Here is a 16,298-nt window from a genome sequence, read left to right on the forward strand (position 1 = left end):
TAGTAGTTCTACGATATCTTGTAGTAATTCTACGATATCTTTAATGTTAAAATTGACAAAAATACCCATGTATAAAGGAATTCCAGGTTTTATAAATAAATAAGTTGAGTCTTTATTACGTTTCTACCCAAACCTTCCAATACGTTTTTATACATTTCTATTTGTTTGTCATTCTTTTCAGAGACCTCACCAGTTTTAAAATCTACGATGATATAGCCGTCATCACTTTTTAGGATCCGGTCAGGTCTGTAGATTCTGCTTTCTCCCCTTTCAGAGATCATAATATCTTTTTCATTGATTACAATCCATTTCTCATCAAAGAATTCAGAATAAGAACTAACAATACCTGATAATGTTTCGTGGATCTCCTTCTTTTCACCCAAGGTAATCTGTCCTTCCAAAACATAACTTTCCAGGACTTTTTGAATATCTTTTTCAGTATTGATCTTTGATAATAATTCATGAACAAAAAGACCGATCCTTACTTTTTCATTTCGAACCTGATAGTTTTTAGAAGGTGTAGCAATCTTAATGGATGTGCTTTTTTCATTAATATTTTTTAGATTCCTGATATCCTTTGTCTTAAATGATGAGGTTTTGTCTTTAGAATTTTTTCTCAACATTTCAGGATGTATATCATAAAGATCAAATTCATCAGATTGATCCGTATTTTTACTTTGGATAAACTCTAAGATCTCCAGATTATTTGAGGTTTTATTTTGTTTTTGCAGATAGAAAAATAACTGTTCTACAGGTCGGGTAGTGGCAACATACTGTAAACACAATCTGTCGATTAAATTTTTGTAAGAATTCTTTTTATTAAATTTTTCAATTTCTTCATCGTAAGCTTCTAAGTTTTTACTGAACTGGTTAATATTTACAGATTTCAAAGCTTCATTGCTATTTGTTTCAAACCAGTTGGAAAATTCTGAGTCACGATTTTTATTCATCATTGGGATAAAAACAATTGGGAACTCAAGCCCTTTTGCTTTATGAATTGTCATAATTTGGATAGCATCAATATTTTCTGATGCCTGAATAGTGTACGTGGATGCTTCTTCATCCCAATATTTTAAAAATTCCTTTGTGCTGGCACCTGCATTTTGTGTGAAATTAAAGAGCATTTCAAGGAAATTCAGTAAAAAATCTGTTTCTTTATTTTCAAATGAAAATTCATTGATATAATATTCTACAAAGTTGTATAAATTAAATCTTGGAAAATGATCCTGTGTCAGTTGTAAAGAATAAGTTTTTTGTATGAATTGTAGTATTTCATCATGAGGTTCAATGTCGAGAATTTCTTTCATACATAAAGTGAAATCCGGCATCTGTACCCTTCCTAATTTATTAAGATAATACATCATCATAACTAAATTAGTTTTGTTCTTAGGATTCGTTTCCCATCTTAAAAATTCTATGACAGCTTGTATGGTATTCGACAATTCCAGAGTAAGACCCTTATCTGAAATGGTTTTAATATTTGTTTCCTCACCTTTGTACGTTACTTTCAGGTTTCCAAGCTTTTGAGAATAGCTGAAAATATCGAAATTACCACGACAGAGGATTGTGATATCCGCAAACTTGAATCCATTGTCAAGACAGTCCTGAATATCTTTTTGCATTCTTTCGGATGTATCATTGTAAAAATCTTCATTCGTGAGATTTTCGATGAGGTTTACCTTTACTCTGCCATCAATTCCTGATTTCGGATTTTGTTCAGCATCAGTTCCAAAGATATTTTTATGTTCCTCTTCAAGATCCACGGAATGATAGTGATAGAGCTCATTGTTAAACTTTACAATATTTTTGGCACTTCGCCAGTTGTCCTTTAATACCAATAGTTGTGCTTCTTTTGGGGAAACCTCTTTTTTATTGATAATATCCAGCATCAGCTTGCTTTCTCCACCACGGAATCTGTAGATACTCTGTTTAGGATCCCCTACCAAAGTAAAGGTGGTATTTTCCATGGAAACACTGTGATCTCTTAATGGAACAAAATTCTGCCACTGTAATTCGGAAGTATCCTGGAATTCATCAAAAAAATAATGCTGGAATTGAGAACCTACCTTTTCATAAATAAAGGCTGAAGGTTCATTTCTTAAATTTTCATTGATGAGAATATTAAATTTTGAAAGAAGAACAAGATCATTTTCTTCTTCAATCTTTTTTAACTCATCCTGGATATCTTTATTTACTTTTAAAGGAAGTAATGCAGATAATATTTTCTCCTTTTTCTGAGTTTCAATATAAAGAAGGATAAGCTGCATTCTGTTGTCCAAAAGTTGATCAAGGATTTCAAAAATATCAGTTTCTTTATCTTTCGCTTTGGAAGAAGCTCCTTTTCTGTAATTATTAACAACCGATTCTTCCTGCGTGGTTGGAAAAGGAAAGCCTGCTCTTTTTTGATTATAAAAATCTAAGACCTTGGTAAAGAAGCCTCCAATCCCGTTTTTTCCCTGAGCAAAATCTTCGATATCAATATTTCTTGATTTGAACAGATCAATAGATTTTGTGGCCACTTCTATTGCCTGTTTTTTATTGGATACAATCTCTTTACGAATCGTATTTTTTATATTTTCATAATTCGTATCATCAAAATTATTATTGCTTTTTAACTGTTCGTAATGAATATCTTTTACAAACTCTTTTGCTGAATCGTATAGATTTTTATTAAGGTTGATCCGTTCATTATTTTCGAGGCTATAATCTACGTAATCCATAAAAGAATTGGAGATCGCATCATTTTCTCCAATCTGATCCAGCATTTTATCTACAGCTTCAATGAGGAATGGTTCGGCTTCAATTTCAAGATTAAAGTTTTTAGCCAGTCCCAATTCATAGGAAAAGCTTCTTACCAAACGTGAGTTGAAACGGTCGATGGTTCCAATATTTAGAGTAGAATAGTTATGAAGAATATAATCTAATAATTTTTTAGAACGAATATGTAATTCATCAATAGTAATTCGTAATCCCTCTTCTTCAAAAACCTTCTGAATATTTTTTAAATCATTATTATCAGCAAAATTATTAGCTGAGAAATTTCCAAGCCATGACAGGATTCTTTCCTTCATCTCATTAGCAGCCTTATTGGTGAAGGTTAATGCTAAAATATTTCTGATAGCATGCTGTTGATTGGGATAACGAAGACAGATCATCAAAAGCCTCTGAACAAGGGCATAGGTTTTCCCGGAACCTGCAGAAGCATTGATGACTGTATAAGAATTTTGCATTTTTTGGGATGAATTGAAACTGCAAGTTAGCTAAAAATTAAGTGAAATTTTAACAATTACAATTCGCTATTTAACAAATTAGAAATAGAAAGTTCTAAAAAAAATCCTAAAACGCGTTAACTGTGGTTAAACTTATGGTATACATTAAAAATAATTTTAGCTTTGCTTTATAAAAAACTATTCGTGAAATTAAAATTACTCTTTCTATTACCATTTCTTTTCTTCATTCAAACCTATGCTCAGGATTACCTTTTTGGAAAAATAACTACCGAAGAGAATATTGAAATGCCTGAAGTTACTGTTATCAATATAAGAACCGATGAACGTGTTTCTACAAATACAGATGGACACTTTATGATTTCCGGCAGACAGGGAGATGAACTTCGCTTTGTGAAGAGTGGATATGAAAGGATCAATAAAAAAATAACACAAGAGAATATAGGTTCTCCTTTAAATGTGGTACTTATCCGACAGATGGCATTAATTGCTGAAGTAGAGATCAAAAAGGGCATTACAGGAGACTTGAAAATAGATTCTAAAAATCTAAACAGGCCAAAAAAAGTTGAAAAGCTAGCCAAAGACATTGATGTGTATATAGCTCAAAAGTCTGATCCAAGAATTCTGGCAGCAAAGGCCGGGGAGTTTGTACAGCCTAAGGGGCAAGGTTTTTCAGTGGGGAAGGTAAAGGATAAATGGGATGATGTGGATTTTATGAGCTATTTACATGAAAGCTTAGGTGATCAGTACTTTATGGATCTTAAGATAGAAAAATCATTGATACAGCATTTTATTTCTTATGTTTTGAGAGTCGGTTTTGAAAGGAGGAGAATATTGAAATACGGATACTGTAGTGATGCAGATCTTATGAGATTTCAGAGAGCTGTACTTGCCAGAATATCATCCTATCGTGCCCCTCAGACTCAAAGATAAGTCATAAAAATCAAGCTGTAATAGAATGTTGGTATCGTATGTATAGTGTATGCAGGAATATTGAATGAAAGGAAAATTATTTTTTATCATGTTGTTCTTGTTTGGGGTTGTTTATTCCCAACAGATCGTTACTGGCAAAATTACAGATGATAATGATATTAATTTAGGTTCCGTTACTGTAGTCAATGTATCAACAGATAAAAAAGTATATAGTAATTCTTTAGGTGAATTTTCTATTGAAGCTTCAAGAAATGATGAGTTAAGGTTTGTAAGACCAGGCTATGAGAGGGTTTCAAAAAGAGTTTTTGCAGATGGCGTTAATTCTCAAATCTTCATCACTATGGTTAGAATTCCTGAAGAAATAGAGGAAGTTGAAGTGAAAAAATTATCTGGTGATCTGACGAAAGATTCCAGAATGGTCGCTAAAGTAGATAAAGGTGAAATTGTACAACAGGCAGTAGGGCTTCCTCAGCCTATCACGAAAATGAGAGAAAGGCCGGCGGAAGTTAAGAAAGTTTTACTTCCTATACTTTTGGGGAATTTGGATGTTCAGGGAGCCTATGATTTGATCAGTGGAAAAGCAAGAAGGCAAAAACGGCAATATAAATTTGACGACTTGCAAGATCATATTCTGTGGGTAAGAAAACGAGTGGAAGATGACTATTTTACGAGTGCAGGAATTCCCGCAGAAAGAATTTCAGAATTTATAGAATTTTCATTTACAGTTAAGCCTCAGACTAGAACTTATGTAAAAGCCAAAAACTTATCGGGTGTGTTACTGAAACTGGAAGATACAATACCAGCTTTTTTGGAAAGATTAAAAACCATTAAATCTTGAATTTGTTAAAGAAATCTTAAAATTTCGGAACGGAAATTGATATAATAATTTCATTTAAAAAGAAAATTTAAATAAGACATCAATTAAATTCACAAATTTTTATGAATAAAAATATTATAGTTATTGCAATTGCAGCTTTAGGCTTTATTATTGGTCTTGGGCTTCTCGGAAATGCTATTAAAAACAGAAATAAATCTGAAAATACCATTTCAGTAACAGGACTTGGAACGAAACAGTTTACATCGGATTTGATCACATGGTCTGGAAGTTTTTCAAAAAATAATATTGATCTGAAATTGGCTTATGATGGACTGTTGGCTGATAAAAAAGTGATCAACGATTATCTTATTTCAAAAGGAATAAAGCAGAATGAGATTATATATTCTTCTGTGGATATTCAGAAACAGTTTAGAAATTATACGGATTCAAATGGTAATAATGTACAAGGAGAATTTTCAGGATACAATCTTACTCAGACTGTATCAATAGAGAGCAAGGAAGTGGCTAAAATTGAAAATTTATCCCGAAACATAACAGAAATTATCAATAGAGGTATTGAATTTACTTCTTCTTCACCGTCTTATTTTTATACAAAACTGACTACCGTAAAACAGGAAATGATTGCCACTGCTACTAAAGATGCTAAAGAACGCGCAGAAAAAATAGCGGAAAATTCAGGAAGCAGTCTTGGTCATCTTAAAAAAGCAACAATGGGTGTTATTCAGATTACTGCACCCAACTCAAACGAGGATTATTCTTATGGTGGAGCTTTTAATACCTCTTCTAAGGAGAAAGCAGCAAGTATTACTATAAAACTGGAGTACGAAGTAGATTAAATTTACTTTCTTCCTTATATTATATTGAAAGATTTTATAAAAAATAAGCCGGACATTATCCGGCTTTTATAATTAATGATAAACAATATCGTAAATTTCTTCTTTAATTTTTTTTAGATCCTCAGGAGAATAATTCGCTAATAACCACAGGTCTAATGGATTCTTTCCCTCACCATAGCTTGGTTGTACATACATTTCATCAATTAACGAAAAACCATTCTTTTGATAGAAGGAGTAGCGTCGTTTGGCATCATCACCTAAATGATCTGGTTCTATTTCAAGAACAATTCTCGGATAGTTTTTAAACAAATATCCTGTAATGTGAGATCCCAGCTTTTGGCTTCTAAATTCAGCAAAAACCTCGAAATGCTCAACAAAAGTGTAAGTGCTCAATTCCCAAATGATAAGATATCCAATTGCCTTTGATTCATGTAATACAGAAATTACCTTAACATTAGGATTCGTAAATAATTTTACAAACTGATCCCAATCTCTCCTCTCATCTTCAGGGAAAGTAGTTGAATAGGAATAGTAAATATCTTTAATTCTGTAATCTTCAGATGAAGTAATAGGTAGAAATTCCATAATTATAAATCAAAAACGCTTGGTCTTCTTGTGATGAAAATATCTTTGATCCATAGCGTAAAAGCTAAACCCAGATAAATCAGAAAGAAAAAACCAGCTGTTGCAAATGTTGAATAAATGAAGAATACCCTCAATTTAGAAACAGGGATTCCCAGTTTAGCACCCATTCTTGTCAGAACACCAAACCATTCTCTTTCCATTTTATGACGGATATTATCAAGCATTTGAAGAATCTTTTAAAAGTTTAAATCCAATACTGCAATTTAAGCAATTTTTTTCTTCACAGCTGTTATTAAAGTGATAAATGAAACTTTGGGTTTCTAATGAATTATTGATTTTTATATTCAGTTTTTTCCAAGAGGTTATAATAGCGTTTTTTTCAGGAGGTAAATTCCTATAAAACTCAATGATCTCATCAGCTATTTCCTCATCATGATATTTGTGATAAGTATATTTTAAAGGAAGAATTGTATTTAGAATAATAAGCTCAATAAAATCCTTACTTAATGTCTTAGGCTGATTAATGGGAGATATTTTTCCAAAATTAAAATGATTATTCCAATAATCAGATGCACTTATGTTCTTTAGAACATTCACTAATTCATCGGCATTTTTTGAAAGGATGGTTTTTGAAAATAAATTTTGATGCTGATGATATAAGTCTGCTAATTGCGAAAGTCTAATGGTTGGAAAATTTGGAGGCCTCAATCGCAAAAACTTTGGTCTGAAATGCATATCGGATATTTGGTATTTAACTTTTATAAAATCAAATTCTCTTTTCCAAATTTTCATTTGCTCATCTTGTGGATGTTCAAGCCAGCCAGAGATTCCGAACAACAAGGCTTCCAATTGTGTTTTATTCTGCCGGATTTTATTAATGACAGGAAAATCTATGCTTTCGGCAATTTGTTTAAATATAAAGGCATTTACCTTTAATCCGAAGGTATAAGCAAGACTATGAAAGAGAATGGCTTCAAAGTTATTTTTATATCGTTCTAAACTGTCTTCTAGTTCAAGTGATTTCCGATCCAGCTTTTTTAGAATGTTTTCTTCATGAAAATTAATGGGAATACTTTTTTTATTAAAAATACCCTCACAAGGAATGAACTGATTTTCATTAATCAGTTTTTCATATTTCCAAAGTAAATTTTCATCGATAAAATTTTTCAGCTCTAAAGTGGGAATTTTTCTATCATTGAATTCTTCAATTTCTACGTCATTTTGAAAAACAACATGCAGGATAATATTCTGATAATTGGGATCTTGGGAATGGTTATGAAAAATCCAGTCAGATGACTTTACGTGAAGCTCAATGTTTCCACTTAAAGTTAAGTCGGAAGTTTTTATTTTAGCAAGTAAAAAATCAGGGCCGGCATTGGTATTCCATTTACCGAAATTTATTATTTCAATAGGATTTCCTTCAATATCCTTGAAGTCAAAACTTTTGAAAATTTTAAAGTTCCAAAGATATTGAAGTAATTTTTCTGTCATAAGTGTAATAATAAATATATCGTAAATATTGCACTTTTATCAACTCGTTCTTAAGATTTTTCACCGCCGTATTGCATATTTATGGATGTATAGGATATATATATTCAAATGGGATATTATAGCTGTTTTTTTATTTTTTTTCCTTCATTTTAATTAAAGATAATCAGTATCGATCTTTTTAGATGAATGAAGAAGTCATATTCAATTATTAGATGTTAATGATTTGAAACAGGGTAAAAACTAAACCCAGATCAAGCAATAAATGTGATTGAAAATTCATGAAACTAGAAAAGGCCTGGATTAAAAATCCAAGCCTTAATTATATTATTACAGAAGTCTTTATAAAGCACTATGCTTTCGTTAATTCCTTCCTGAAGTTTTCTATAGTTGTTATGTACATTTCTTCATATATAGGAAGAATGTTTTTCAAATCGAATTTTATAGCCTGTTCTTTCGCATTGATCTTCATTTTGGCTAAAAGTTCCTCATTACTTAATAGCTTAATGGTATAATTACTCATGGCTTCAACATTTCCTATTTCTGCTAAGAAACCTGTTTCTCCCTGAATATTGACTTCTGGAATTCCACCCGCGTTAGAGCTGATAACAGGTGTATTCGCTGCCATTGCTTCTAATGCAGCCAGACCAAAACTTTCCTGCTCAGATGGTAATAAGAAGACATCCGAAAGCTGTAATATTCTGTACAGATCATTTACTTTTCCAAGAAGACGGATTTTAGAAATTAAATCTGGGTTTTCTTCTAAGAACTGATTGACCTTTTCCATATCAGGACCCTCACCGATAATAATGAGTTTAGATTTTACCTTTTTATTTACATTCTTAAAAATCTGTAGAACTTCCTCCACACGTTTTACAGGACGTAGATTGGAAACGTGAATCAATATTTTCTCATCAGGATCAGCAAACTGCGTTCTTTGGCACTCATTGCATTCATCAAATTCAGAATTATCAATAAAATTGGTGATCACCTGAATTGGCTTCTTAATATTAAAAAATTGGAGAGTGTCTTTTTTTAAACTTTCAGATACTGAAGTGATCGCATCCGATTTGTTAATTGAGAATTCTACCGCATGTTTATAACTTGGGTGCTGCCCAACTAAAGTAATATCTGTCCCATGGAGAGTGGTTACCAAAGGAATATCATTATTATCTTCCTGTAGCATCTGCTTTGCTGTAAATGCCGCATAAGCATAAGGAATTGCATAATGAGCATGAAGTAAATCGAGTTTATATAAATTTACGACACGGTATATCATAGAACTTAACGCAATATCATAAGGTTGATATTGGAATAGGGGATAAGTCTGAACATTAACTCTATGGAAAAAAATATTTGGATTGGTAATGTCTAATCTTGCCGGAAGAGCTGAGCTTATGAAATGAACCTCATAGCCTTTGTTGGCAAGGGACATTCCAAGTTCTGTTGCTACGATACCGCTTCCGCCGTATGTTGGGTAGCAAAGTATGCCTATTTTCATTGATTTATTATTGTTTTGATGTTGTAAATATAGTTGAATTCGATTTCGTATCAGGAGCTGAACCTGAATTCAAGTCGATACCCATTCCTGCTTTTAGATGATCGTTGATCAATACTGGAAGCCTTCCCCAGATTTTTGTTTTTCCGAGTAAAGCATCTGCTGTTGCAATCATTGAATCATCGTTGTTCTCATAAGAAACAAGAACAGTTGAAATCTTAGAAATATCAATGTCTTTTAGTGCATAAGCACTTCCAAATACATTTAATATGACTTTTTGATTTTTTGATAGATCAGTCAGAACTCTTTTTGATTCTGCTGAAATTTTATAAGGTTTGTAGGCAGTAGAATTATCTTTATGGAGACCCACAATTACCGTAGAATTAGAAGGAATTGTATTAATTTCATTGGCTTTTTTAATAATTACATTAGAGCCTAACTGGTTGGCAAATGTTTGAAAAGGAGCTTCTTCCAATGGGACATAGTAAATTTGTTTTCCGCTAAGTGGGAGCAGCTTTTGCTCATCTTTTAATAAAGTTAAAGCATTAGAATAAAGATTCTGAACTAAAACTTTGTGAGAATCATTGTTAAGGTCATTATTTATATTCTCAGGATTTTTTGGACTGTATTTTTCCAGACCTAAATAATATTTTGTAAGTAATATTTTCTTTACACTTTCTTCTACCCGGGATTGTGAAATTTCTCCATTATCAATAGCTTTCTGAATTAACTTTTTACCTTCAGATACACCCTGAGAAAAAAGCATAATATCATTTCCTGCTTTGAAGGCCAATTCATCTAATTCTCCAGGTTTGTACTTATTAGCTACAGCTCCCATATTTAAAGCATCAGTAATAATTAAGCCTTTAAATCCTAATTTTTCTTTTAATAATCCTGTAATAATATTTTTAGATACAGAAGCCGGAATTCCTTTTCCTGATTCTAATGTTGGGACATATAAGTGGGCTACCATTACGCCTCCAATTCCTTTATTCATTAATGCCCTGAAAGGGGCAAGTTCAACTGCATTAAGTCGGTCCAATTGATGTGAGACAACAGGCAGGTCTAAATGAGAATCTGTACTTGTATCACCATGGCCAGGAAAATGTTTTATTGCGGCAAGTATATTGTTGTCCTGTAGTCCATTTGAATACGCTAATGCCGAATTGATAACATTGTCAACCTCAGAGCCGAAACTTCTGTTTCCGATAATAGGATTGTTTGGATTCGTGTTAACATCTACTACAGGAGCAAAATCCCAGTTGATCCCCATTCTTTTACAATCTGCAGCTATTTTAGCAGACATTTGATAAATAAGATTCTTATCCTGAATAGCGCCCAGGGTCATCGCCCACGGAAATTTATGAGCTGTGGCTATTCTTTGATAAAGACCCCATTCAGCATCCATTCCTATCATTAAAGGAACTTTAGACTTCTGCTGAAATTCATTGACGAGCGTAATTTCTCTTGCTGCATCATCCTGCATTAAAATCAATCCGCCGATTTTATCGTTGATTACAATATTTCTAACTTGGTTAATATGGCTTTCATCTTTATTAGTATAAAGGGCAACAATGAAAAGTTGTCCTAATTTTTCATCTTGAGAAAGAGAGCTGTACGTTTTATCAACCCATTGGTTCGCCTTACTTATATCTGCCTGAGAAATGCCCTTTGGCTGATACTGGGCAGTGATTTTTGAACTGATGAATAAGAATATGAAGAGAGAAGTGTAAACTATTTTGTTCATAACTTTAGAATAAGAACAAAAATACAATTAAAAAAATCATCATAATGGATGTTTTTAAGTTTTTTGGTATATGTTTTGGATGTGCTTTATAAATAATAATTAAAACTTTTATAAAAATGAAAAAATTTCTTCCAATCCTCCTATTAGCTTTTGTCAGCTTATTTATTTTTAGCTGTGATAAAGATGATGATAATAACAATTTTGAAGATCATGATACGGTAGGTACAGCTTTTGATATTACGCCGACTTTCACGAGAACAAATGATAATTTATATCAGTATTCAGATGCATTTACCAATCCATTAGTACAATCTGATGTTGTTCTTATTTATTTGCAAACAGGTCTTACGAATAATAACTCTCCAATCTGGAGATTGCTTCCTTATACTTTCTTTACTAATAACAATGTTGCGGTAGATTATTCATTTGACTTCAGTAAGTTTGATATTGGTATTAACGTAAATTCTACATTGAATTTAAGCGCAAGTGGAAATTCAACGTATTACACGAATAAAAGATTTAGAGTGGTAATATTACCTGCTAATACAGGATCTGCTAAAACAAGTAGTAAAGCTTCGGCTCCAGTGGATTACAATGATTACTATAGCGTAATTAAATATTACAATATTGATGAGTCTAAAATAAAGACTAAGAATTAGAATAATATCTTTTCAGTTTTTTATAATTAAAAAGGCTTCGGAATAAATTCCGAAGCCTTTTGTTTGTATCTTAATTATCATTGTCATCCAGTAGATGACCAAAATAATCTTTTTTTGTCTGTAGGTAGCCTCTGCTAATGTCATTAGCAGGGATTTGTAAAGGAATCCTTGAGTTAAGGTGGATATTACTTTCTGTAACATATTTTACCTTTTCAGGATTATTCGTTAGGAGATTAATATCTTTTACCTCCAGGACATTTAAAATTTCAATGGCTACATTGAAATTTCTGTCATCTGCGGGAAGGCCAAGCTGTAAATTGGCTTCTACAGTATCAAATCCTTTTTCCTGTAGAGAATAAGCCTTTAACTTATTAATAATCCCAATATTTCTTCCTTCCTGACGAAGATAAATAATAATCCCCCCATTTTCATGGATATATTTCATAGCAGCATCCAATTGCTGCCCACATTCACATTTTTTTGAATGGAACACTTCACCGGTAATACATTCTGAGTGGAAACGTACATTGACTGGTTTTGAAAAGTCTGTGTTTTCAGCGATGATTGCCATATGAGGCATCCAGTCATTTTCGTTTTCAGAGAAAGCGATCATTCGGAAAGTTCCATGTTCCGTAGGAACGTTTGCTTCCGCTTGAATTTTAATCATTAATAAGGTAGTCGTTTTTTAATTTCCTTTTATAGCATCCTCGATCACAGAAATATTGGTTTTCAATCTTACCAGATATCTGTTGAGTATTTCGTCATCATCTTTTGGAAGGTTCTGTCTTAGTTTCTGAATTTTTTTATAAGATTTTTCAAAGCTTTTAACAGCTCTGTTCTTTCCTGCGACATTATTGGCATCTATTGCATATAAATAATTCTGCAAGCTGTACTTCAGTGAAACTACTTCTTCGTTTACATTAATGTTTTTAAATTTAGGAAAGGTGGAAATTAAATTAGATATTTCAGAGGCATTTACATTTTCTTTGATATTAATGTCTATGCTTTTCTTGAGTCCTCTATCAGAATCTGAACCTTTTGCTTCACTATAAAAATTACTTGACAACGGAGAAAAATTTAATTTTTCCGATGCACAAGAAGAAGTTAGTATAAACAGTATTCCAAAAAAAAATAATCTTTTCATTTTTGTTGCCCCTTTTGATAAAGGATTGGGTTAAGACTTTCATCGTTATACATTTTCATTTGTTTGTATACTTTCATCTTAACATCACCGTTTTCAATATCAGTAAGCAACTGATTAATAGAAGTTGATAGGTCTTCTTTCTGTATAAGAAGCACATCTAATTTTGCCTGGCAATTTAAACGATGCTCTTCAGAAGCAGATTCTCTATTCGCTTCTAGTGACATATGATAAACCTTTAGTGCAAGTATTGATAATCTGTCTACAGCCCAAGCGGGTGTTTCTGTATTTATCTTTGCATGCGGTTTAGGAGTTATATTTTTAAATTTATTAAGAAACCAGCTGTCAATAAATTCCACTAAATCAGTTCTTTGCTGATTAGAAGCGTCTATTGTTCTCTTTAATTGAAGAGCTTCAACCGGATTAATATTTTCATCTCTAATAATATCTTCCAAATGCCATTGAACGGTATCAATCCAGTTCTTTGCGTACAAAATTCGTTCCAAACTGTCTTTTTCGAAAGGATTATTAATTAGATTGTTAACGTCATCAAATACGTGGTAGTCTTCAATAGATTGATTGAAGACTTTCCATGCAGTCTCTGTGAAATTCATTAATTCTGAAGAATTTTAGTTGCTAGATGGGTTATTTGTCGAAGAGTTTTTATTTTCAGTCGGATTTTTATCCTCCTCTTTTACTGCATCTTTAAATTCCTTGATACCTGATCCCACACCTCTCATTAATTCCGGAATTTTTTTACCTCCGAAAAGTAAAACAAGAAGGATTGCCACGATAAGGATATGTTGCCATGATAAGGCAAGTATTGTTAATGTTTCCATTTCTAAATTTTTTACAAAGTTAGTCTTTTTTTAATAAGAAACCCACCCTAATGGGTCGACTGGTGTACTGCCGTTCCATACCTGGAAATCAAGAGTATAAGAGCCATCAAAATCCTGTCCTACAGTACCTACAATAGTACCTGCAGAGACCTGCTGTCCTTTAGAAACATTTACACCTCCTAAATTAGAATATATTGTAAAATAATTTCCATGTTTTATCATGACCGTTTTTGTACCGTCACTACTTGCGATAACTGAAGAAACGGTGCCTGGGAATACGGATTTAGCACGAGTGCCAGACGGAACGGAAATCTTAATTCCATTATTTTCTTCATCAATATTTTTAAAAACAGGATGAGGATGTCTACCGAAGCGATGGGTAACTTGGCCTTTATCAACCGGGAAGCCTAGCTTACCTCTGTTTTCAGCAAAATTATTTCCAGCGGCTGTAGAAACCCCAAAACTTGTCATAGCTTTAGATTCTGCAGCTTTTTTCTCATCATCTTTTCTCTTTTCCAATGCTGCCTCTGCAGCTTTTGCAGCTGTTAATTTATTGGTTGCTTCTCTTGCTCTTGCATTCGCTTCTGATGAAGCTTTCGCAGCCGCTATTTTTCTTGCTTCATCCTTTGCATTGGATTCTGCACGTGCAGCTTCTTCTGTTCGTTTTCTCTCTTCTTCCGCTCTTTTTGCAGCTAATTCTGTAGCCTTTTTAGCTTCAGCTTCAGCCAATTTTCTTTCTCTTTCCAACGCTTCAGCTCTAGCTCTGTTTTCAGCTTCAATTCTTGCTTTCTCTCTTTCTGCAGCGATCTTGGCTAAACGTATTTTCTCTGCTTCAGCTTTTCTTCTTGCTTCTTCTTCAGCTTTGGCAATTCTGATCTCCTCAAGAATAATACTTCTGATCTGTCCTTCAAGTGCTTTTGATTGTACTTGTTTCTGCTTAAGCTCACCGGTTAATTTAGATTCATTTTTCTTAAATTCCTGAACAAGCTGTTCTTTCTGTGCACGTTCAACATTTATTGTTGTTAAATCTTTTTGTTGGTTAACCAAGAGGTGCTCTTTATCCACCACAGATTTTTGTCTCTGAGCAATTGTTTTTTTGATCTGAGTGGCGGCATCTGTAATTTCGGCTGCTTTTTTATCCTGATAATCGGAGTATTCTTTAAGATATTGGACTCTTCGAATTGCCTCGCCTAAATTTTTGGCAGAAAGAATAAAGGTGACTTTATTTTGTACCCCTTTATTTTTATAGGCGTTTACCAAAACTTCAGCGTAATTCTTTCTTAAAACGGCTAGTTCTTTGTTCTGACGGTTGATTTCCAACTGACGCAGATAAATGTCGTCTTCTATAAATCTTTTTTCCTTTTGAGTATTAGAATAAACTTTTTCTCTTAAAGCCAGTTTTTTATTAATATTGGTAAGATATGCTATAGAAAGCTTGGATTCGTTTCTTGTTTTAGCTAGATCTGAATTTATTTGGGTGATTTGTTTTTTAAGTTCAGCATTTTGCTTCTGCAATTGTTCCTTGTTTTGTTGCCCATTGTGCAATCCGAACAATAAAATACCTATTAAAAAGCTAAATTTTTTAATCATTTAATTTCAATTTTCTTATAATTGGCTGGGACTGAATAGGCCGCCTCCATCTTCGAAAAATCAAATTTCGTATTTTCTAGTAAAATCTGACTTGTTTTTGAACCTTTTATAATTATTTTAACATTTTTTGGTAGACGAATTTCATTATATTCCCCCCAATTGCTATAAGAGATTTCTAGCTCATCCGGTGATAAGACATCCTTAAGATGAACACTCAAAAGATCGTAATTTTCATCATACTGCAATGAAATTTTATATTCTCTGGTCTTTTCTTCTGTTACGATTTTCTGATTTACAGTCGATACCAGTTGATAGCCCTGAGCATTTTTTGTAAGATTGAATTGAGAATCATTAATTTTTATAAAAGTTCTACCCATTAATATTTTCTCCAAAGATTTATAATCGATGAAATTAACGTTCAATAAATGATTGAGATATTCAAAATCAGAATCGATATATGATTTGCTGGTTCTGTCAAATCCTTTTACGCCTTCAGGTGTTGCTGTTCCTCTGGCAACATTAATAAACAATGCAGATAAATTCATCCACACTTTTTTATTATTTTCGATATAGATGGTCGCGTCAAGTGTCGGTACAAAACTTCCTGTCTCTACATTTACCTTACTGTTGATCTTAATCTGATCAAATTTTGGTGGGATCACTACATGTTCATAGAATGTAAATTTATCTCTTACAGGTTCATTTACATCTTTTGGATTGTTGTTGTTTTCTATGACAATACTGTCTTTTGCATTGCTATTATTATTTTTAGCAACGTTCCGAGTTTTACAAGATGACAAAACGAGAAGTAATAAAAGTAATGGAACCCAATTTTTCATGTATTTATCTTTTCGATTAAAATATTACTTTGCAATATTAACGCCAAACCACACAAAACATTTTGTGTGGTTTGAATA

16 protein-coding genes are annotated in these 16,298 nt (G+C 32.7%); 4 read left to right on the forward strand and 12 right to left on the reverse strand.

Annotated elements, in window-relative coordinates:
• Window positions 1-89 precede the first annotated feature (89 nt).
• Window positions 90-3,230, reverse strand: coding sequence for a UvrD-helicase domain-containing protein (locus AC3WRL_RS10170; RefSeq protein WP_492330209.1), 3,141 nt, complete (start codon window positions 3,228-3,230; stop codon window positions 90-92).
• A 183-nt stretch (window positions 3,231-3,413) separates the two neighbouring features.
• On the opposite strand from AC3WRL_RS10170, the gene AC3WRL_RS10175 reads away from it, so the two are divergent.
• The 3 genes from AC3WRL_RS10175 (at window position 3,414) to AC3WRL_RS10185 (ending at window position 5,834) form a co-directional block, all read left to right on the forward strand.
• Complete coding sequence (locus AC3WRL_RS10175; protein ID WP_261510983.1) at window positions 3,414-4,160, forward strand: peptidase associated/transthyretin-like domain-containing protein; 747 nt, start codon at window positions 3,414-3,416, stop codon at window positions 4,158-4,160.
• A 64-nt stretch (window positions 4,161-4,224) separates the two neighbouring features.
• Complete coding sequence (locus AC3WRL_RS10180; RefSeq protein ID WP_214831216.1) at window positions 4,225-4,998, forward strand: carboxypeptidase regulatory-like domain-containing protein; 774 nt, start codon at window positions 4,225-4,227, stop codon at window positions 4,996-4,998.
• Between the two features lie 101 nt (window positions 4,999-5,099).
• Window positions 5,100-5,834: an SIMPL domain-containing protein gene (locus tag AC3WRL_RS10185; RefSeq protein WP_214831217.1), complete on the forward strand. Its 735-nt coding sequence runs from the start codon at window positions 5,100-5,102 to the stop codon at window positions 5,832-5,834.
• A gap of 72 nt (window positions 5,835-5,906) precedes the next feature.
• On the opposite strand, the gene AC3WRL_RS10190 is transcribed toward AC3WRL_RS10185, so the two are convergent.
• The 5 genes from AC3WRL_RS10190 to AC3WRL_RS10210 all read right to left on the reverse strand — a co-directional run bounded on the left by AC3WRL_RS10190 (window position 5,907) and on the right by AC3WRL_RS10210 (window position 11,152).
• The gene (locus AC3WRL_RS10190) at window positions 5,907-6,419 is read right to left on the reverse strand and encodes a GNAT family protein (protein WP_214831218.1); all 513 of its coding nucleotides are present in this window, start codon (window positions 6,417-6,419) and stop codon (window positions 5,907-5,909) included.
• Window positions 6,420-6,421: 2 nt separating this feature from the next.
• Window positions 6,422-6,643, reverse strand: coding sequence for a PspC family transcriptional regulator (locus AC3WRL_RS10195; protein WP_007839346.1), 222 nt, complete (start codon window positions 6,641-6,643; stop codon window positions 6,422-6,424).
• On the reverse strand, window positions 6,636-7,910 hold the full coding sequence (locus AC3WRL_RS10200) for a DUF2851 family protein (RefSeq protein ID WP_492330210.1): 1,275 nt from the start codon (window positions 7,908-7,910) through the stop codon (window positions 6,636-6,638). The genes AC3WRL_RS10195 and AC3WRL_RS10200 overlap by 8 nt, the downstream gene beginning before the upstream one ends.
• Window positions 7,911-8,259: 349 nt before the next feature.
• Window positions 8,260-9,408, reverse strand: a complete 1,149-nt coding sequence (gene bshA / locus AC3WRL_RS10205; protein WP_214831220.1) for an N-acetyl-alpha-D-glucosaminyl L-malate synthase BshA — start codon at window positions 9,406-9,408, stop codon at window positions 8,260-8,262.
• A 7-nt stretch (window positions 9,409-9,415) separates the two neighbouring features.
• The gene (locus AC3WRL_RS10210) at window positions 9,416-11,152 is read right to left on the reverse strand and encodes a glycoside hydrolase family 3 protein (protein WP_261510986.1); all 1,737 of its coding nucleotides are present in this window, start codon (window positions 11,150-11,152) and stop codon (window positions 9,416-9,418) included.
• Window positions 11,153-11,268: 116 nt separating this feature from the next.
• On the opposite strand from AC3WRL_RS10210, the gene AC3WRL_RS10215 reads away from it, so the two are divergent.
• Window positions 11,269-11,811: a hypothetical protein gene (locus AC3WRL_RS10215; protein WP_261510987.1), complete on the forward strand. Its 543-nt coding sequence runs from the start codon at window positions 11,269-11,271 to the stop codon at window positions 11,809-11,811.
• Window positions 11,812-11,881: 70 nt separating this feature from the next.
• Here AC3WRL_RS10215 and ribA read toward each other — a convergent pair whose 3' ends face one another.
• Genes ribA through lolB1 form a run of 6 tightly spaced genes read right to left on the reverse strand, consistent with a single transcriptional unit; the run spans window position 11,882 to window position 16,220 of the window.
• On the reverse strand, window positions 11,882-12,478 hold the full coding sequence (gene ribA, locus AC3WRL_RS10220) for a GTP cyclohydrolase II (protein ID WP_214831223.1): 597 nt from the start codon (window positions 12,476-12,478) through the stop codon (window positions 11,882-11,884).
• A gap of 18 nt (window positions 12,479-12,496) precedes the next feature.
• A complete protein-coding gene (locus AC3WRL_RS10225) occupies window positions 12,497-12,955 on the reverse strand; it encodes a hypothetical protein (protein ID WP_214831224.1) in 459 nt (152 codons plus the stop codon).
• A complete protein-coding gene (locus tag AC3WRL_RS10230; RefSeq protein ID WP_214831225.1) occupies window positions 12,952-13,566 on the reverse strand; it encodes a DUF4254 domain-containing protein in 615 nt (204 codons plus the stop codon). Before AC3WRL_RS10230 ends, AC3WRL_RS10225 begins: the two co-directional genes overlap by 4 nt.
• 15 nt (window positions 13,567-13,581) lie before the next feature.
• Window positions 13,582-13,791, reverse strand: a complete 210-nt coding sequence (locus tag AC3WRL_RS10235; protein ID WP_172284324.1) for a twin-arginine translocase TatA/TatE family subunit — start codon at window positions 13,789-13,791, stop codon at window positions 13,582-13,584.
• 30 nt (window positions 13,792-13,821) lie between these two features.
• Entirely contained in the window at window positions 13,822-15,381 is a 1,560-nt protein-coding gene (locus AC3WRL_RS10240) for a peptidoglycan DD-metalloendopeptidase family protein (RefSeq protein WP_214831226.1), read from the reverse strand.
• Window positions 15,378-16,220, reverse strand: coding sequence for a lipoprotein insertase outer membrane protein LolB1 (gene lolB1 / locus AC3WRL_RS10245; protein WP_214831227.1), 843 nt, complete (start codon window positions 16,218-16,220; stop codon window positions 15,378-15,380). The genes AC3WRL_RS10240 and lolB1 overlap by 4 nt, the downstream gene beginning before the upstream one ends.
• Window positions 16,221-16,298: the final 78 nt, after the last annotated feature.

Source organism: Chryseobacterium sp. FW101-FHT12H09 (genome assembly GCF_058790395.1).